The 17,766-nt window shown below is 68.0% G+C and carries 14 protein-coding genes, 1 pseudogene and 1 riboswitch; of the genes and pseudogenes, 7 read left to right on the forward strand and 8 right to left on the reverse strand.

The annotated features are described in order from the left end of the window. Positions 1-9: 9 nt before the first annotated feature. The 4 genes and pseudogenes from ACVWYO_RS08510 to ACVWYO_RS08525 all read right to left on the reverse strand — a co-directional run bounded on the left by ACVWYO_RS08510 (position 10) and on the right by ACVWYO_RS08525 (position 4,805). Positions 10-2,370 carry a GH92 family glycosyl hydrolase gene (locus ACVWYO_RS08510; RefSeq protein ID WP_457349861.1) on the reverse strand — a complete coding sequence of 787 codons (2,361 nt, stop codon included), beginning with the start codon at positions 2,368-2,370 and terminating at the stop codon, positions 10-12. A gap of 573 nt (positions 2,371-2,943) precedes the next feature. Further along, positions 2,944-3,068: pseudogene (locus ACVWYO_RS08515) on the reverse strand (glutathione S-transferase N-terminal domain-containing protein); the annotation flags it as partial. Positions 3,069-3,103: 35 nt separating this feature from the next. Continuing rightward, positions 3,104-3,484 (reverse strand): reverse transcriptase-like protein, encoded by a 381-nt coding sequence (locus tag ACVWYO_RS08520; protein ID WP_457349863.1) that lies wholly within the window; start codon positions 3,482-3,484, stop codon positions 3,104-3,106. 13 nt (positions 3,485-3,497) lie between these two features. Beyond that, entirely contained in the window at positions 3,498-4,805 is a 1,308-nt protein-coding gene (locus ACVWYO_RS08525; protein WP_457349865.1) for an Hsp70 family protein, read from the reverse strand. Between the two features lie 390 nt (positions 4,806-5,195). On the opposite strand from ACVWYO_RS08525, the gene ACVWYO_RS08530 reads away from it, so the two are divergent. Continuing rightward, positions 5,196-7,871 carry a TonB-dependent receptor gene (locus ACVWYO_RS08530; protein ID WP_457349867.1) on the forward strand — a complete coding sequence of 892 codons (2,676 nt, stop codon included), beginning with the start codon at positions 5,196-5,198 and terminating at the stop codon, positions 7,869-7,871. Positions 7,872-7,961: 90 nt separating this feature from the next. On the opposite strand, the gene ACVWYO_RS08535 is transcribed toward ACVWYO_RS08530, so the two are convergent. Further along, complete coding sequence (locus ACVWYO_RS08535; protein WP_457349869.1) at positions 7,962-8,639, reverse strand: response regulator transcription factor; 678 nt, start codon at positions 8,637-8,639, stop codon at positions 7,962-7,964. Between the two features lie 168 nt (positions 8,640-8,807). After that, a riboswitch (cobalamin riboswitch) is annotated at positions 8,808-8,995 on the forward strand. Between the two features lie 138 nt (positions 8,996-9,133). Here ACVWYO_RS08535 and ACVWYO_RS08540 point away from each other — a divergent pair. From ACVWYO_RS08540 to cobS, 6 genes are read left to right on the forward strand one after another with little or no spacing between them, the layout of a single operon-like run. Then, entirely contained in the window at positions 9,134-11,128 is a 1,995-nt protein-coding gene (locus ACVWYO_RS08540; protein WP_457349871.1) for a TonB-dependent receptor plug domain-containing protein, read from the forward strand. Between the two features lie 10 nt (positions 11,129-11,138). Further along, positions 11,139-11,693, forward strand: a complete 555-nt coding sequence (locus ACVWYO_RS08545) for a hypothetical protein (protein WP_457349873.1) — start codon at positions 11,139-11,141, stop codon at positions 11,691-11,693. Next, positions 11,690-12,097 carry a DUF1636 domain-containing protein gene (locus ACVWYO_RS08550; protein ID WP_457349875.1) on the forward strand — a complete coding sequence of 136 codons (408 nt, stop codon included), beginning with the start codon at positions 11,690-11,692 and terminating at the stop codon, positions 12,095-12,097. The genes ACVWYO_RS08545 and ACVWYO_RS08550 overlap by 4 nt, the downstream gene beginning before the upstream one ends. Beyond that, the gene (cobT, locus tag ACVWYO_RS08555; RefSeq protein ID WP_457349877.1) at positions 12,094-13,107 is read left to right on the forward strand and encodes a nicotinate-nucleotide--dimethylbenzimidazole phosphoribosyltransferase; all 1,014 of its coding nucleotides are present in this window, start codon (positions 12,094-12,096) and stop codon (positions 13,105-13,107) included. Before ACVWYO_RS08550 ends, cobT begins: the two co-directional genes overlap by 4 nt. Continuing rightward, positions 13,104-13,673 carry a histidine phosphatase family protein gene (locus ACVWYO_RS08560; RefSeq protein WP_457349879.1) on the forward strand — a complete coding sequence of 190 codons (570 nt, stop codon included), beginning with the start codon at positions 13,104-13,106 and terminating at the stop codon, positions 13,671-13,673. The genes cobT and ACVWYO_RS08560 overlap by 4 nt, the downstream gene beginning before the upstream one ends. Beyond that, positions 13,670-14,380, forward strand: coding sequence for an adenosylcobinamide-GDP ribazoletransferase (cobS, locus tag ACVWYO_RS08565; protein ID WP_457349881.1), 711 nt, complete (start codon positions 13,670-13,672; stop codon positions 14,378-14,380). Before ACVWYO_RS08560 ends, cobS begins: the two co-directional genes overlap by 4 nt. Here cobS and ACVWYO_RS08570 read toward each other — a convergent pair. Genes ACVWYO_RS08570 through ACVWYO_RS08580 form a run of 3 tightly spaced genes read right to left on the reverse strand, consistent with a single transcriptional unit; the run spans position 14,348 to position 17,722 of the window. Next, positions 14,348-15,817, reverse strand: coding sequence for a cobyric acid synthase (locus tag ACVWYO_RS08570; protein WP_457349883.1), 1,470 nt, complete (start codon positions 15,815-15,817; stop codon positions 14,348-14,350). The genes cobS and ACVWYO_RS08570 overlap by 33 nt on opposite strands. Further along, positions 15,805-16,743, reverse strand: coding sequence for an adenosylcobinamide-phosphate synthase CbiB (gene cbiB, locus ACVWYO_RS08575; RefSeq protein ID WP_457354918.1), 939 nt, complete (start codon positions 16,741-16,743; stop codon positions 15,805-15,807). The genes ACVWYO_RS08570 and cbiB overlap by 13 nt, the downstream gene beginning before the upstream one ends. Then, positions 16,736-17,722: an aminotransferase class I/II-fold pyridoxal phosphate-dependent enzyme gene (locus tag ACVWYO_RS08580; protein WP_457349885.1), complete on the reverse strand. Its 987-nt coding sequence runs from the start codon at positions 17,720-17,722 to the stop codon at positions 16,736-16,738. Before ACVWYO_RS08580 ends, cbiB begins: the two co-directional genes overlap by 8 nt. Positions 17,723-17,766: the final 44 nt, after the last annotated feature.

Raw genomic sequence — 17,766 nt, forward strand, 5'->3', positions numbered from 1 at the left:
GGGGGGCGCTCAGCGCCGTTCGGTCACCGCATACGGCGTGATCGAATAGGGCCGCGCCGCCGCCGCATTTCCCCATGCCGTATTGGGTCGCGCCGCCATCATGAAGCGCAACACGCCACCCGCGACAATCTCGATATGCCGCACGAAAGAGCGTTCGAGCCGAGCGCCATTGAGCGTCACGCTGCCGACATAGCGGTTCACCGCGGACAGCCCCGGCGCCTCGATCGTGAAGCGCTTGCCGTTCGGCAGATGGAGCACGGTTCGGTCGGCGAACGGCCGCCCGAGCACGTATTCGCCGCTCCCTGGCGCGACCGGATAGAAGCCCATCGCGGTGAACAGCAGCCACGCCGACATCTGGCCGAGATCGTCATTGCCCGCCAAGCCGTCGGGGGTCGGCTTGTACTGGCTCGCGACGATCTGCGCGAGCCGCGCCTGCGTGCGCCACGGCGCGCCGGCATAGGCGTAGAGATAGGCGACGTGGTGGCTCGGCTCGTTGCCGTGAATGTACTGGCCGATCAGGCCAGCGATATCCTCGGCGTGGCTGTAATCGATTTTCGAATTGTCATAGTCGAACATCGCGTCGAGCTTCTTGACGGTCGCCGCATCGCCGCCGAGCGCGCGGATCAGGCCGCCTTCGTCCTGCGGCATGAACCAGGAATATTGCCAGGCATTCCCCTCGGTATAGTCGCTCCCGTAATTGATCGCGGTCGGATCGAACGGCACGCGAAAGCTGCCGTCGGCCTTGCGCGCACGGACAAAGCCGGTCTGCGGATCAAAGCTGTTGCGCCAGTTGCGCGCGCGTTTGTCGAAGCGATCGGCGATCGCAGTGCGCCCCATCGCGCGCGCCATCCGCGCGATGCTCCAATCGTCATAGGCATATTCGACCGTCTTCGACGCCGCCTCGGGCTCGCGGTCGATCGGGACATAGCCGAGCGCCTTGTAATCGCCGATCCCGCCATAGGGCGCATGATCGGCGCTCGCGACCATCGCATCGAGCGCGGCGTTCGCGTCGAACCCCTTGATCCCCTTCAGATAGGCATCGGCGATCACCGGGGCGGCGTGATAGCCGATCATCGTCCAGGTCTCGCGACCGTGGAACTGCCATACCGGCAGGATGCCGAACGGGCTCGCCTGCCGGCTGGCGACGAGCGAATTGACGAAATCGGCGTTGCGCTGCGCGGGCTGGATCAGCGTCAGCAGCGGATGCTCGGCGCGGAACGTGTCCCACAGCGAAAAGGTCGAATGGAAGGTGAAGCCCTTCGCCAGATGGACCTGGTCGTCGGGACCGCGATACCGGCCGTCGACATCGCCGAACACGCTCGGCGCCATCAGGCTGTGATAGAGCGCGGTGTAGAGCGTCTTGCGCATCGCCGGCGCAGCGTCGATCTCGACCGCACCGAGCGCCTTGTCCCAGGCCGTTCTGGTCGCCGCGCGGACCTGGTCGAAGCTGCCGCTCTCGCTGGCGAGATTGGCGAGCGCGCCGGCTTCGTCGGTGCCCGAGATTGCGACACGCACTTCGAGCGGTTTCGCGAGCGTGCCGAAATCGAGCCGCGCGACGAGCGCCTGCCCGGCAAGCTGCGCTACGCCCGGATCGCCGCGCCCCGGCCCCTGGAAGCCCTTATACGCGATCGCCGCCTCGGTATTGCGGAAGGCATGACCGGTGAGCGGCGCCGAAAAGCGCATCGCGAAGAACAGTTTGCGCGCCGGGGCCCAGCCGCGCGTCTCGCGCGCGCCGATGATCGTCCCGTCGGGCAGCATGCGCAGCGACGACCACAGGATCTTGCCGGGGTAATTGTAGATGCTCGAGCGCAGATCGACGATCACATGCGCCGGCTTGCCGGCCGGGAAGGTATAGCGATGGACGCCGACGCGCGTCCCCGCGGTGAGCTCGGCACGGACGCCGGGATCGCTCAGCGTGACGGCGTAATAGCCGGGCGTCGCGCGCTCGGTCGCATGATCGAAGCGCGAGCGGTATCCGGAGCCGGGCGTGGCCACGTCGCCGGGTTCGAGCTTGACCGCATCGTCTGCGCCAACCGCGGGCATGACAAGCACGTCGCCCAGATCCGAATGCCCCGCACCCGAGAAATGTGTGTGGCTGAACCCGGTGATGCTGGTGTCGGTGTAGCGATAGCCCGCCGCCCATTTGTAGCAATCGCGGATCTTGCAGTCGGTATTGGTGTCGGGGCTCAGCTGCACCATCCCGAACGGCGCGACCGCGCCGGGAAAGGTATGCCCCTCGCCGCCGGTGCCGATCATCGGATCGACCGACTCATAGCCCCCGACGCCGCGGGCGGTTTGCGCGCTGACGGCACCCGCCGGGCCCGCCAGCAGCGCAACCATGAGCAGGCGGGTAAGACCGGAACGCTGCATGCCACCTCCTGCGACGACACCGTGCGCCGATTCCCGACGACTCTAGCCGATCCCCTTGGAAACGCGATAGGTTCGCTGCGCGCGGAGTGGCGAATGGTCGCCTGCCGCCCCAGCGGCGCGGAATCACCAGCGGATGGGCACGTCGCCCGGCACCCAGGGTTCGAGCCGCTGCATCGCGCGGTCGAACAGCGGGGATGCGACCAGCGCCGCGAGCCACGCCCGGACGTGCGCGATCGGCTGAGTCTCGAACCAGCCGCGATCGACCGCAGCGAATTGCCGGACGAACGGCAGGATCGCCATATCGCTGAGCGTGCGGTCCGCCCCGCTCAAACAGCGCGTCGCAATCAGCCGGTTCTCGAGCATCTCCAGCAACGCGAGCCCGGCGTCGCGATGCGCGATCGCGTCGACGCCGTAGCGCTCGGCATATTTGTAGCGGTCGAGATGATGCTTGAAGTCCGTATCGAAGCGCGCGACCAGCGCCGCGTCATACCCATCCCGCCACCGCTCGGGATCGTTCCGCGCGAGCGCCCACAGCATGATGTCGAGGCTCTCGTCGATCACAGAGCCGTCGGCGAGCACGAGCACCGGCACCGTCGCCTTGGGCGATGCCGCAAGCATTGCCGCCGGCTTTCGCGCAGCACGACCTCGCGAAGCTCGAAGCGGGTGTCGCTGACGAGCAACGCCAGCCGCGCCCGCATCGCATACGGGCAGCGGCGGAAGCTGTAGAGCAGCGTCACCGCGCCCGCGCGCGCTCCAGCGCGATGCCGGCGAGGTTCTGCGTCCGCTTGATGTAGCGCAGATTGGGCATGGCGCCGTCGGCGAAGAGCGCGCGGAACGCCGCCAGATGCGGCACGCTGTCGCCCCGGCATTTGGTGCGACCATTGGCCATGTCGATCACCGCGACCGAATCGCCGAGCAGTACGAAGTCGGTGAGGCCGAGCGCCTGCGCGCCCTTCAGCGCGGCGATCAGCGCGAGCCATTCCGAATCCATGCTCGATCCCGTGCCGGCGTCGAGCTCGGCATGCGCCACGCCGACAATGACATAGGCATATTCCATCTTGCCCGGATTGGGCCGGCAGCCGCCGTCGAAATAGACTTTTACCCGGTCGGTCATCGTATCGTCCTTTTCATGCCGCCCACGCTGCAAGATCATCTTGCTGGCCGATCAAGGCGAGACCGTGCGCGATCGATGTCAGTTCCCCGCCGGTCGCGATCCGCTCCGCACCGAAGCGCTCATCGAACAGGCGACGAATGCGCGGGGTGAGCGAGGTGCCGCCGGTCAGGAAGACGCGGTCGATCGCGCTCGCCGGGGTTGCCGCAACGGCGAGCGCGCGGTCGACCGCGTCGCCGATCCGCGCGATGTCGGGTGCGATCCACGCTTCGAACTCGGCGCGCGTGACATCGGCCTCGACCGTGAGCCCCGCCCCGGCGAAATGGAAATGCGCATCCTCGCTGCTCGACAGCGCGCGCTTCACCTGGCCGACCGCGTCGTACAGCTGATAACCAAGCTCCTGCTCGATCACCGCGATCATCCGCGTGATCGCATCGGGGTCGACCGCGTTGCGGTGGAGCTTGTCGAGCTCGGCAAGCGTGCGGCGGTTGCGCATCAGCGCAAGCCGCGACCAGTCGCTGAAATCGTGGAAATAGCCGCCCGGAATATCGAGCACCTTGCCCATCGAGCGATACGACCCGCCCTTGCCGAGCAACGGCATGACGAGATGATCGACGATCCGATAGTCGAAGCGGTCGCCCGCAATCCCGACACCCGCCGCGCCGAGCGGGGTGCAGCGCCGCGCCGCGCCGGGTGCTGCGATGTGGACCACCGAGAAATCGCTCGTCCCGCCGCCGAAATCGGCGACCAGGATCGTCGCCGGGTCGCTGATCCGCGAGGCATAGCTGAACGCCGCGCCGATCGGCTCATAGACATAGTGAATCTCGGCACCGAGCCCCGCGAACATCGCGTCATAGCGCGTTCGTGCGAGCGTCTCGTCGGGGCGACTGCCCGCGAATTCGACCGGGCGCCCGACGACAACGCGCGTCGCCTGCCCGTCGAGCGCCCCGCCGGCCCGCGCAGCAAGCTTGGCGAGGAACAGCTGGCCGAGCTCCTCGAACTTGAGGCGGCGTTCGAACACATTGGCGAATTCGAAGCTCGCGCTCGCCACCACCGACTTGAACGATTGCAGGAAGCGGCTGTCCTGCGGGAATTCGAGATATTCGCGGATCGCCCATGGACCGGCATCGGCGGCGAGGCCGCTCGGCACGCCGACATGGCGGCCATCGTCTTCCCAGAAGCACAAGGCCGAACGGAAGACCGGATCGCGCGCGTCGGGGGTATCGAGCCCGACGAGCTCGGCGACGCCACCCTGCGACAGCGCGACCACCGAATTGGTGGTGCCGAAGTCGAGACCGATTGCGGTGAGGGAAGATATAGACATGACGCGACGCGCTCTAGTCGCAAAGGCCGCGTGGCGCAAAACAGGTATCGGCGCGGCGACTCGCCCCATACCGGACGGGCGATCCAGAGCACATCGCACGACCAGCGAGACCCATACCGTGTGACAAGTTAGCCGCACTCCCGCGGATAAGCGAAATGCCGCGTGGCTAAGATGCTTCCAGGAAAGTGCTGTGCGGTCCGCATTGTGACGAAACCGCAATGAAACGCGACGGACTTTGCGCCCTGGCCGCCCCTAGCGCGAGGAAATATGACACGAAAATGATAGGCTCATTATCCTGCAGTGACCGCAGACGTAACATTCCTGACCCAATTCGGCGCTAGCCGAGCCGGACCGGGGCCAGAGGGCCCGCCTGGTTCAGGGGATATCACAATGATTGTTCGTTCGGGCTTCCGCCTGCAGCTGCTCATGGGCGGCGCGCTGATCGCTCTCACCGCTTCGCCAGCCCTGGCGCAGACCGCTCCGGCCACCGACGCTGCGGCCACCGCACCCGTTGCTGATACCCAGGCAACCACGCCGACCGCCGAGGCGCCCGCCGATCAGGGCGCCGGCATCGGTGACATCGTCGTGACCGCGACCCGCCGCGAAACCAACCTGCAGAAGACACCGATCTCGATCAGCGTGCTCAGCGCGCAGGGCATCGCCGATCGTCACGTGCTCAGCCTGTTCAACCTCGCCGACGGCTCGATCCCGTCGCTCCGCGTCGCGACCTTCGAGGCGCGCCAGTCGGCGCTGACGATCGGTATCCGCGGCATCGTCCCCTACGATCAGAACCAGACCGCGCGTGACGGCGGCGTCGGCGTCTATATCGACGGCGTCGCGCTTGGTAAGACGCAGGGCCTCAACGCTGCCTTGTTCGACATCGAGCGCATCGAAGTGCTGAAGGGTCCGCAGGGCACGCTGTTCGGCCGCAACACCGAAGGCGGCGCGCTGTCGCTTGTCTCGAAGGCGCCGACCGGCGTGTTCGACGCGCGCGTCACCGCCGGTGTCGGCAATTACGGCAGCCGCAACACCGACCTGCACCTCGACCTGCCGACCTTCTACAACATCTCGCTCAAGTTCGACGGCGTGTACCAGCATCAGGATCCGACCGTGAAGGATCCGCTCGCGGGTTCGACCGGCTGGAACTATTACGACCGCAAGGGCGGCCGCGCGGCCGCGCGCTGGCAGCCGATCGACGGCTTCACTGCCGACCTCGCGTATGATTATGCGCGCGACGACAATACGCCGAACTACAGCCAGCTGCTCAACTACAACCCGAACGGCTATCAGGTCGGGTCGTACACCAACGCCGCCGGCGTCCTTGGCACCTCGCTGTTCCTCCCAGGCACCAACACTGCCTGCGGCGGCACCATCACCCCGGCACAGGCCGCGGCTGGCCGCGTAGCCTGCATCGCGCCCAAGGCGCCGCTCGTCGGCGTCCATCCCGAGCGCCAGAACGTTGCCGATGTGGGCGTGCCGCAGCAGCCAAGCCTCGACATCACGCACGGCTTCTCGGCCAATCTGAAGTACAAGCTCGCACCATGGATCGAGCTGCGCTCGATCACCGCATGGCGCGGCGTGCGCACCGACCAGTGGGACAATTCGGGCGGCCCAGAGCGTAGCTCGTTCTCGCCGTTCGTGGTCAACACCGCCAACCCGACCGCGATCAACACCACCGGCACGTTCAGCCGCTACAGCCTGTCGTACCTGAAGCAGCACCAGTTCAGCCAGGAATTCCAGGCGGTCGGCAGCGTGCCGCAGTTCGACTATGTCGTCGGCGCCTATTACTACACCGAACAGGCGAGCGAGTATGCCGCGACCCCGCTGACCAACCAGTGGAACGCGAACGGCACCGCCTACACGGTCCGGAGCCCGATCCCGGGCAATTCGACCGCGATCTCGGGGGCGAACTCGGGCTATCAGCAGTATGACGCATCGTGCAACAACACGCTGGCTGCAACGGCGCCGCAATTCGCCAACAGCTGCCAGTTCATCACGCGCGCCAGCGCCGCGACCGACCACAACTATTCGGTATTCGGCAACCTGACCTTCTCGCCCGAGGCGCTCGGCAACGTGCTGCACATCACGGCAGGCGGTCGCTGGACCAAGGACGACCGTCACGGCAGCCTCTACGTCATCAACAACCGCACCGATCTTGCCGGTGCGGCGGGCGTGGTCGCACCGTTCACCTTCAAGAACAGCATCAGCCGCTTCGATCCGATGTTCAACATCGCATTCGACGTAACGCGTGATGTTCATCTGTACGCAAAATATGCGACCGGCTTCCGCGCCGGTGGTGCGAACGATCGCTCGCTCCAGTTCAACGCCTTCGGTCCGGAATCGGTCAAGTCGTACGAAATCGGCGCCAAGGCCGACTTCTGGGATCACCGTGCGCGCTTCAACATCGCTGGCTACATCATGGACCGCAGCAACACGCAGTTCGACTTCGACTATTTCGACACGAACGGGTCGAGCGTGACCAACGGCAGCCATATCGAGCAGACCACCAATGCCGGCAATTCGAAGATCCGCGGCATCGAGGCTGATCTGACCGTCAAGCCGATCCCGCAGCTCACGCTGACCGGGTCGTATGCCTACACCTATTGGAAGGCACCGTCGGCAATCAACCCGCTCGGCGGCGGCTTGCAGCAGCTGTACATCGTCTACACGCCTAAGAATGCGGCTTCGGGGGCGATCGATTATGTCATGCCGATCAACGTCGGTGACGCGAGCATCCGTCTCCACCTCGACGGCAACTATGCGAGCAGCCAGTACAGCTTCCAGCTCGAGAACACCAAGACCGACGCCAGCTTCGTGATGAACGGTCGCCTCGCGCTTGCCGACATCGCGGTGAACGACCATAACAAGGTCACCGTCTCGGTCTGGGCACGCAACCTGCTCGACACGACCTACGTCTATCGCCGCTCGTCGGCGAACTCGACGCCGGTGCAGAACTACGGCGCCAACGGCCAGCTGATCTCGACGGCATACGGCGGCGTCCTCGGCGACTATGGCAACTTCAACACGCCGCGGACCTACGGCTTCGAGCTTTCCGCCAAGTTCTGATCCCTCGGGACCAGCCAGAACAACCCGGTCCGAGCATCGCTCGGGCCGGGTTTTTCTTTGCCTGCGTCCGTCGAACGAGGGGCCGCGCGCTCAGCCGTGTTCGACCAGCATGTAGCCGACGCCGCGGATCGTCTCGATCGGGTCCGGCGCGCCGCCCGCATTCAGATGCGCGCGCAACCGGCGGATATAAGATTCGACGACGTTGGTCGCGGGCTCGCCCTCGTAACCCCAGACGTTGCGGTAGAACATGGCGCGCGTGACGATCGCATTCTTGTTGCGGATCAGCTCGCACAGCATCTGGAATTCAAGCTTGGGCAACGCCAGCGTACGCCCCGCGCGCACCGCGCGATATTTGATCTCGTTGACCTCGATATCGCCCGACCGCATCACGCCGTGCCCGCCGGTCCGTGCCGCGCGCCGCTGGATCGCGCGCAGCCGCGCATCGATCTCGATCGCGGCGACGGGCTTGACGAGATAATCGTCGGCGCCCGCATCGAGCCCGGCGACCCGGTCGGGAAGATCGCCATGCACGCTCAGCAGGACGACCGGCATGTCGAGCCCGCGCTCACGCAGCGCCTGCGTGATCTCGACCCCGCCGACATAGGGCAGGATCAGTTCGAGCAGCACCGCGCCGAACGTCTCCTGCGTCGCCAAAACGAGCGCCATGCGCCCATCACCCGCCAGGACCACCTCGTGCCCGAAGGCACGCAGCGCCTCGGCGAGCTGATGCGCGGCGCGCGCATCGGGATCGGCAATCAGGAGACGCACGCCAGACTCCCGCTCAAAGGGTCATTGCCTGCGCCAGGACTAGCACCAAACGGCAAGGAAATGCACCAACCGCATCGCGCCGCCGCGAACCGCGCGCGAGCAGAAGAGCGCGCGCGGGACCGCGCCTGTCGCTAACCCATGTGATTGACCGCTATCGGCCTCAGCGCTAGGCGGCGTGTTGCGACAGGTTCCCCGGCGACGGGGATGAAAAGGGAACGGGAAAACCCCGGCTGCCCCTGCAACTGTAAGCGGCGAGTTGCCCGACCATTTGCCATTGGGACCTTCTGGTCCTGAGAAGGCGGCCGGAACAGCGTTGACCCGTGAGCCAGGAGACCTGCCCGTCGCAGTCGTCTTTCGACCGGCCAGGGTGCGCCGAGCGAACGGGGAAGACCCCCGCGTGACGACATCGCCGACCTGCATCGCGCAGGCGGGATGGTTCGCGCCCTCCCTCCTTCGCGATTCAGGCCTTCGATCGTCTGAAAGCGGGGACTGCCATGAAACGATTCTACCCACCGACCGCCGGACTCCTGCTCGGCCTGCTCTTCGCAGCGCCCGCCTATGCGGACGCGCCGGCCAAACCGGACGACGCCCAACAGGCGCCCCGCCCCGATGCCGCGAGCGACGTGCCGACCAATTCCGCCACCGACATCGTCGTCACCGCGACGCGCGTGCCGACCGCGATCGAGCGCGTCGCCGCCTCGGTCACGGTGCTCGACAAGGCCGCGATCAATCGCAGCCAGGACATCGGCGTCACCGAGCTCCTGGTGCGCACGCCCGGCGTCAGCATGTCGCGCAATGGCGGCTATGGCACCAACACATCGCTCCGGATCCGCGGCGCCGAGACCGACCAGACCGTCGTCGTGATCGACGGGGTCAAGCTCAACGATCCGTCCTCGCCCGGCGGCGGCTACAATTTCGCCAACCTCCTGACCGGCGACGCCAGCCGGATCGAAGTGCTGCGCGGGCCGCAATCGATCCTGTGGGGCAGCCAGGCGATCGGCGGCGTGGTCAACATCGTCACCGCGCTGCCGCAAAAGGCTATCGAGGGGAGCTTCGATGTCGAAGCCGGCTCGCGCGAGACGGTCAGCGCGCGCGCCGCGATCGGCGGCAAGGCCGGGCCGCTGACCTTCCGGGTCGGCGCGCAAAGCTTCACCACCGCCGGAATCTCGGCCATTGCGCCGGCGTTCGGCGGCACGGAGACCGACGGCTATACCAATCAGAGCGTGACCGGGCGCGCCGAACTCAAGCTGGCCGACGGGATCAGCGCCGACGTCCGCGGCTATTATGCGCATGGCCGCGTCGAGCTCGATGGCTTTGACGGCGATTCCTCGGACTTTTCGGTCGACACGCAATTTGTCGGCTATGCCGGGCTCAACGTCGATCTGTTCGGCGGCCGGCTTCGCAATCGCGTCGCCTATGGCTATACCGACATCCAGCGCGACAATTACAGCCCCGAGCTGCCGCAACCGCTGACCTTCGACGCCAACGGCCGCAACGCCCGGCTCGAGTATCAGGGGAGCCTCGGCATCGCGGCGGGCTGGGATGCTGTGTTCGGCGTCGAACGCGAGATTTCGCGCTTCCGCACCGTCTCGCCCGACGGCGCGCTCGGCACGCCGATCCCCGCGCCCGATACGGCCCGCGCCGCGCTGACCGGTGTCTATGGCAAGCTCACCGCCACGGTGTTCGACGGGCTGACGCTGAGCGGTGGGGTGCGCAACGACAATCATAGCCGGTTCGGCAGCAAGACGCTGTTCGAGGCAGGCGGGGTATGGGCGTTGCGCAGCGGCACGACGCTGCGCGCCAGCTATGGCGAGGGGTTCAAGGCGCCGACACTCTATCAGCTCTTCTCCGAATATGGGAACCAGACACTCCAGCCCGAACGGGCCAGGGGCTGGGAAGCCGGCGTCGAACAGCATCTGTTCGCTGGCGCGCTGACGCTGGGCGGCACCTATTTCGAGCGCCGCTCGACCAATCTGATCACCTTCGACAGCTGTCCCGACGTGCCGACGACCGCGTTCTGCTTCCAGCCCGGCACGGCGATTGCGCGCTACGGTTATTATGCCAACGTGTCGCGCGCGCTCGCGCAGGGCGTCGAGGCGCAAGGCGCGCTGCGCTTCGGACAGCGCCTGCTGATCGATGGCAATTACACCTATTCGCTCTCGGAAGACCGGTCGCCTGGCGCGACCTACGGCCTGCAACTCGCGCGACGCCCACGCAATGCGGCGAACGGATCGGCGACCTATACGCTGCCGAGCGGCATCTCGGGCGGCGTCGCGGTCCGCTGGTCGGGCGAGACGTTCAACGACGCGGCGCACGCCACGCGCCTTGCGCCGTACACGCTGATCGACCTGCGCGCCGAACTGCCTGTCACCAGGCGCGTCGCGCTGTTCGGGCGGATCGAAAACCTGTTCGACGCGCAATATCAGACGACCTATCGCTACGGCACGCTGAGCCGCAGCGTCTATGCCGGTTTCCGTGGCCGGTTTTGAGGAGACGATGATGACGAACGCCACCCGGACGCGCCAAGCCGACCTTCTGTGGATTCTGCTCTTCACGATCGCGAGCACGCTCACCACCCTGATCTTCGCCTGCGCGACGCCCTTTTCCGCGCTCGCCGCGCTCGCCGCGGTGCATCTCGATCGCCGCGATGGGGTGCTGCTGATGCTCGCCGCCTGGGTGGTGAGCCAGGCGATCGGCTTTTGCGCGATGGGCTATCCCTGGGATGCGGCGACCGCGCTGACCGGCGTTGCGATCGGCACCGCTGCGGTAGCGGGGACGATCGTCGCAAGCGTTGTCGACACCTATGGCCCGGCACGCTCGACGCTCGCGCGGCTCGCGATCGCCTATCTCGCCGCGTTCGCGATGTTCAAACTCGGCATCCTGCTCTGGGCGCCAGTGATCGGCCATGCCGATGTGGCGCTGTCGCTGCCGATCCTGGAGCGCCAATTCGTGCGCAATGCCGTGATCCTCGCCGTCTTCTATGCGCTGTACCGCATACTGATCGCGACCGGGGTCCCCGCGCCCGACGCCGCGCCGCGCACGGTGCTCGCATGACCCTGCGCGAAGTGCGTGACGGACCTGCCGTCGTCGCCTGCAACACCTGCCGCTTCTCAACCGATGAACGGGATGATGGAGCCGGCGTGCGCGGCGGCGCGCGTCTTGTCGAGGCGTTGCGCGCGATCCAGGCCGAGCCCGGCTATCAGGACGTCGCAGTGCAGGAAATGCCGTGCCTGTTCGCGTGCCAGGAGTTCTGCACGGTGCATCTGCGCGCGCCGGGCAAGGTCGGCTATGTGCTCGGCCGCTTCGAGCCGAGCGCCGACGCCGCACGCGCGATCCTCGATTATGCGCGGCTCTATGCCGAGAGCGACGCGGGCCAGGTGGCCTATCGGAGCTGGCCAGCCGGGGTGAAGGGCCATTTCATCACGCGCACCCCGCCCGCCGGGTTCGTTGTCGAATGAGCGCCTTCGCTTCGATCGCCGCGTTCGAGTCCACGCTCACTGCGCTGCGCGCGCCCAGTCGTGTCGCGCAGGCGCAAGCCGCCGCGCGGCAGGGTGAGCTGACCAAGCCACCAGGGTCGCTCGGGCGGCTCGAAGATCTCGCGGTATTCGTCGCCGGGTGGCAGGGCGTGGAATCGCCGCGCATCGACCATGGTCGCGTCGCGGTATTCGCGGGCAATCACGGCGTCGTCGCGCACGGCGTCAGTGCATTCCCGGCGGCGGTCACTGCCCAGATGGTCGGCAATTTCCAACGCGGTGGCGCGGCGATCAACGCGCTGGCGGCGGCGGCCGGACTCGAATTGGTCGTCGTGCCGCTCGAACTCGACCGCCCGACGGTCGACTTCACCGGCGCGCCGGCGATGTCCGTCGAGGACTGTCTCGCTGCGCTCAATGCCGGCGCGGCGGTGGTGCGCGACGGCGTTGATCTGCTCGTGCTCGGCGAGATGGGGATCGGCAATTCGACCGCAGCGGCGGCGCTGTGTGCGCGCAGCTTCGGCGGCAGTGCGGCGGACTGGGTCGGGCCCGGCACGGGCGTCGACGCCGCCGGCATTGCGCGCAAGGTGGCGGCGGTCGCGGCTGCGCTCGCCTGCCACGCCGATGCGCCGCAAACGCCGTTCGAAACGCTGCGCCGCGTCGGCGGGCGCGAGATCGCGGCGATTGCCGGCGCGGTCGTCGCCGCGCGGCAGGCGGGCGTCGTCGTGGTGCTCGATGGCTTCATCTGCAGCGCAGCCCTCGCGCCGATTGCAGCGGCATACCCCGCGATCACCGATCACTGCATCGCCGGGCATTGCTCCGCCGAGCCGGGCCATGCGCGCCTGCTCGCAAAGCTCGGGCTCGCGCCGTTGCTGAGCCTTGGCATGCGGCTCGGCGAAGCAAGCGGTGCGGCGGTTGCCGCCGGGGTGATTCGCGCTGCACTCGCCGCGCATGCCGAGATGGCGACCTTTGCAGAAGCCGGCGTCTCGGGCGCGTGAGCGCGCCGGTCCTGCTCCATCTGCTGCGTCACGGCGCGCCCGAACGTGCGGGCACGCTGCTCGGCCGGACCGATAGCGCGGTGACCTCGCAGGGTCTCGCAGATTGCGTCGGCCGCGCCGCGGGGCTCGATGTCGAAGCGATCGTCAGCTCGGATCTGATCCGCGCGAGCGCCTGTGCGCAGACGATCGCGCAGGATCGCGGGCGCGGCGTGACGATCGACCCGCGCTGGCGCGAACTCGATTTCGGGGCGTGGGACGGGCACGCGCCCGCGACGATCGATCCCGCAGCGCTCTCGGCCTTCTGGGATGACCCCGACGCCAACCCGCCGCCAGAGGGCGAGCGCTGGTCGAGCCTGACTGCGCGTGTCGCGGCGGCGTGCCGCGACATTACCGTGCCGACCCTGGTGGTGACGCATGCCGGCGCGATGCGCGCCGCCTTCGCCGATCTGTGCGGCGTTTCGCAGGCGCAGACCTGGTCGATCGACCTGCCCTACGCTGCTTTGTTGTCGCTGCGGGTATGGCGCGAACCGAGCGTTGTCGCGCAGATCGTCGGACTGTCGGCGTGAAGCGGCTGATCGTCGCGTTCGGTTTCCTGACCCGCCTGCCGATGCCGCGCGTCGCCGCCGATGCGGGCGATTTTGCGGCCGCGATCCGCGCCTACCCGATCGTCGGGCTGGCAATCGGCGCGCTCATTGCGGCGTGCGGCTGGACGGGGAGCCAGATCGACCCCTGGGTCGGCGCGCTCGCCGCGCTGATCGCCTGGGTCGCCGTGACCGGCGCGCTGCATCTCGATGGGCTCGGCGATCTCGCCGATGGTCTCGGCGCGGCGCATGGCGACCGGACGCGGCTGCTCGCCGTGATGGCCGATCCGCATATCGGGAGCTTCGGCGTCGTCACGATCGTGCTGCAGGTGGTTGCGAAACTCGTCCTGCTTCACGCGCTCGCCGGTCTTGCCTGGTGGCCCGTCATCCTCGTGCCGTTCGCAGCACGAATCGGGCCGCTCGCCTGGGCGCGCTGGCTGCCGCCGCTCCGCGACGGGCTGGGCGCGCGCGTCGCTACCGCGGTGCGACTGCGCGACCTGATCGGCTGGGCGCTGGTGCTCGCCGCCGCGACGACCATATTCCCCGCTTTGCTCGTCGCCCCGCTGCTGGTGCTCGGCCTCGCCCTGTGGCTGCGCTGGCGCGTCGGCGGGGTGAGCGGCGATTGCCATGGCGCCGGAATCGAACTGGTCGAGACCGGCCTATTGCTCGCGATCGTCGCGTGCCGTCCCTGACAGGGCGATAAGCGCATCCACATCGACATGCCGCTCGAGCGTCGCGGCGATCGCATCGAGCGCGGCATCGATCGAGACCCGGTGATCGGGTCCGCCGCCTTCGACACCGATCCGCGCGAGCCAGGCCGCACGCTGGCGCGTATCGCCCAGCAAGCCGTGGACATAGCTGCCGCACACCAGCCCGTCGGCGCTCATCGCCCCCTCGGCGCGGCCATCGCCGAACTGCCCGACCGGACGCGCGGTATCGGGGCCGGTGGTGCGCCCCATATGGATCTCATAGCCCTCGAACGCCGCACCCAGCGCAGTCCCGCTGACGGCGCCGACGGTCTTCGCACGCCCGATCTCGGTCTCGACGTCGAGCAGGCCGAGCCCCGCCACCGCGCCGACCGGCCCCTCGATCCCGTGCGGATCGGATACGACGCGCCCGAGCATCTGATACCCGCCGCACAGCCCGAGCACCGGCCGGCCGCGGCGATGGTGTGCGAGAATGTCGATATCCCACCCCTGCGCGCGCACGAACGCGAGGTCGGCGATCGTCGCCTTCGATCCCGCGAGCACGATCAGCGCCGCATCGGGAATCGGCTGACCGGGCGGCACCATCACCAGCTCGACATCGGGCTCGAGCCGCAACGGATCGAGGTCGTCGAAATTGGCGATCCGCGCGGTGATCGGGCACGCGATGACGATCCGCGCGTCGCGGCCGACGCTGCGGCGTTCGAGCACCACCGCATCCTCGCTCGGCAAGCGGACAGCTTCGGGCAGCCACGGCACCACGCCGAACCCGCGCCAGCCGCTGCGCGCCTCGATCGCGCGATAGCCATCGTCGAACAGCGCGGGATCGCCGCGAAACTTGTTGACCAGGAAGCCGTGGATCATCGCCGCGTCGGCCGGATCGATCACCGCGCGCGTGCCCACCAGCGAGGCGATCACCCCGCCGCGATCGATATCGCCGACCAGCACCACCGGCACCCCGGCGGCGCGCGCAAACCCCATATTGGCGATGTCGCCGCTGCGCAGGTTGATCTCGGCGGGGCTGCCCGCGCCCTCGATCACGACGATATCGGCCTGCGCGCGCAAGCGGCGGTAGCTGGCGAGCACGTCGTCAAGCAGACCGGCGCGCCCCTCGCGCCAGTTCGCCGCAGCCAGCGTCCCGCGCACCTGGCCATGGACGATCAGTTGCGAGGTACGGTCGCCCTGCGGCTTGAGCAGCACCGGGTTCATGTCAACATGCGGCGCGACGCGCGCGGCGAACGCCTGCGTCGCCTGCGCGCGGCCGATCTCCCCGCCATCGGCGGTGACCGCGGCGTTGTTCGACATGTTCTGCGGTTTGAACGGGCGGACGACGAGCCCGCGATTGGCGAGCGCGCGACACAGGCCGGCGACCAGCACCGACTTGCCGACGTCCGACCCCGTCCCCTGCAGCATTACAGCGCCCATGCGACGCTCCCTGCCACGATCCACAGCAGCGCGCACCCCCGGCGATAGACGCTGAGCGCGCGGCGGATCTCGGGCACACCGATCGCCACCGCGCCGGTGCCGATCCAAAGTTTGTCGGCGAGCACGCCATCATAGGCGATTGGCCCGGCGAGCCGAACGCCGAGCACGCCCGCCATCGCCGCCTCGGGCCAGCCGGCATTGGGCGAGGCGTGCTTCCCCGCATCGCGCCACAACGTCGCCCAGCCGCCGCTACCGACCACGCACAGGATCACCCCGGCAAGCCGTGCGGGCACGAGGTTCGCGACGTCATCGCTGCGCGCCGCCGCCCAGCCGAACATCCGCCAGCGCGGCTCACGGTGGCCGATCATGCTGTCGGCGGTGTTGAGCGCCTTGTAGATCCACAGCCCCGGCAAGCCGCCCAGCAGCAGCCAGAAGAACGGCGCGACCACGCCGTCGCAAAAGCTCTCGGCCAGACTCTCGATCGCGGCGCGCGCGACGCCGGCTTCGTCGAGCGTTGCAGTATCGCGCCCGACGATCATCGCCACTGCGTGCCGCGCTGCGGGAAGATCGCCGGCTTCGAGCGCGCGCGCAACAGGGCGGACATGATCGTCGAGGCTGCGCTGCGCCAGCCCCGGCCAGGCAAGCAGCGCGATCCCGATCCACGCCCAACCCCCAAGGGCGATGCGGAGTGCGAGCGTCAGCCCCCAAGCGACCGCACCGGCCAGGCACACCAGCAGCAGTACGGTCGAAATCCCGGCGATCCACCGTGCTCGGGGCGAACGTGTTGCGCCGTTCCAACGCACCTCGCACGCCCCGATCAACCGCGCGAACCAGCCGACCGGATGCCCGATTCGCGCATACACCCCGCCCGGCCAGCCAAGCAGCGCATCGAGCGCCAGCGCGCCGAGCGCAACCGGCTCAACCACCGCCAAGCGCCCGATCGAGCCGCGCCAGTGCGGCAGCGCTTCCCGGCAGGCCGATCCGCAGCCAGTCGGGCGCATAGTCGAACGGGCGCGTGAGGATTCCCGCCGCTGCCAGCCGTTCGAACAGGTCCGCCGCAGCGGGCGTTTCGACAAGGCGGAACAGCGGGCAATCACCCCGTGGCGCAAGTCCATGCCGCCGCAAGACTTGGTCGAGCGCAACCGCGGCGGCGGTGAGCTCGTTCCGCGTCGCCGCTTGCCACACGACGTCGCGATACGCCGCGATGCCGAGTTCGATCGCGGCGGACGATACCGGCCAGCTCCCGAGCCGCTCGCGATAGCGCGCGACGATCGCTTCGGGACCACAGACGAAACCAAGTCGCACCCCGGCCAGACCGTAAAACTTACCGAACGAGCGGAACACCAGCACCGGGTCGTCCTCGCGCAGCAGCGGCAATACGCTCGCACCCATCACGCAATCGGCGAACGCCTCGTCGATCACCAGCCAACCGCCCTCCGCAGCGCGCGACCGGGCGAGCGCGAGCAGCATTTCGGGCGCGATCAGCCGCCCATCGGGATTGTTGGGATTGGCAAGCAAGGCGCTGCGCCATTCCGCGCCCGCCAGCGCGTCGCGCGCGACCGGCGTCGCGGCGGGAAAAGCCGCAGCGTGCGAGTCATAGCTCGGCACGACGACACAGGTCGGTCCCGGCAGTCCCATGGTCGACAGCAAGCGCAGCCCGATCTCGCTCCCCGGCACCGCCGCGATCGAACCATAGGTCATGCCGAACGCCGCCGCCGCCGCACGCTCGAGCGTCGCCAGCCGGCTCGGCGACGGCAAGGCATACAGGTCGGCCAGGGTCAGCGCCGCGGGATCATAGCCGTTCGGGTTGATCCCGGTCGACAGATCGAGCCACGGCACGGGCGCCGCCGGATAGCGCGCCGCCGCGGCATCGATGCGGCCGCCATGGATCGTCAGTGCGGACACGGCTCTAGCTCTCGACTTGCGGCATGCCTATGCCCATCGCCAAT

The sequence above is a fragment of the Sphingomonas sp. UYP23 genome (assembly GCF_054059235.1).

Bases quoted from the DNA above. Each gene is read 5' to 3' on its own strand.
- ACVWYO_RS08525 (WP_457349865.1), bottom strand. From the start codon at position 4,805: ATGTCTATATCTTCCCTCACCGCAATCGGTCTCGACTTCGGCACCACC.
- cobT (WP_457349877.1), top strand. From the start codon at position 12,094: ATGAGCGCCTTCGCTTCGATCGCCGCGTTCGAGTCCACGCTCACTGCG.
- ACVWYO_RS08570 (WP_457349883.1), bottom strand. From the start codon at position 15,817: ATGGGCGCTGTAATGCTGCAGGGGACGGGGTCGGACGTCGGCAAGTCG.
- ACVWYO_RS08520 (WP_457349863.1), bottom strand. From the start codon at position 3,484: ATGACCGACCGGGTAAAAGTCTATTTCGACGGCGGCTGCCGGCCCAAT.
- ACVWYO_RS08545 (WP_457349873.1), top strand. From the start codon at position 11,139: ATGACGAACGCCACCCGGACGCGCCAAGCCGACCTTCTGTGGATTCTG.
- ACVWYO_RS08550 (WP_457349875.1), top strand. From the start codon at position 11,690: ATGACCCTGCGCGAAGTGCGTGACGGACCTGCCGTCGTCGCCTGCAAC.
- ACVWYO_RS08530 (WP_457349867.1), top strand. From the start codon at position 5,196: ATGATTGTTCGTTCGGGCTTCCGCCTGCAGCTGCTCATGGGCGGCGCG.
- ACVWYO_RS08510 (WP_457349861.1), bottom strand. From the start codon at position 2,370: ATGCAGCGTTCCGGTCTTACCCGCCTGCTCATGGTTGCGCTGCTGGCG.
- ACVWYO_RS08540 (WP_457349871.1), top strand. From the start codon at position 9,134: ATGAAACGATTCTACCCACCGACCGCCGGACTCCTGCTCGGCCTGCTC.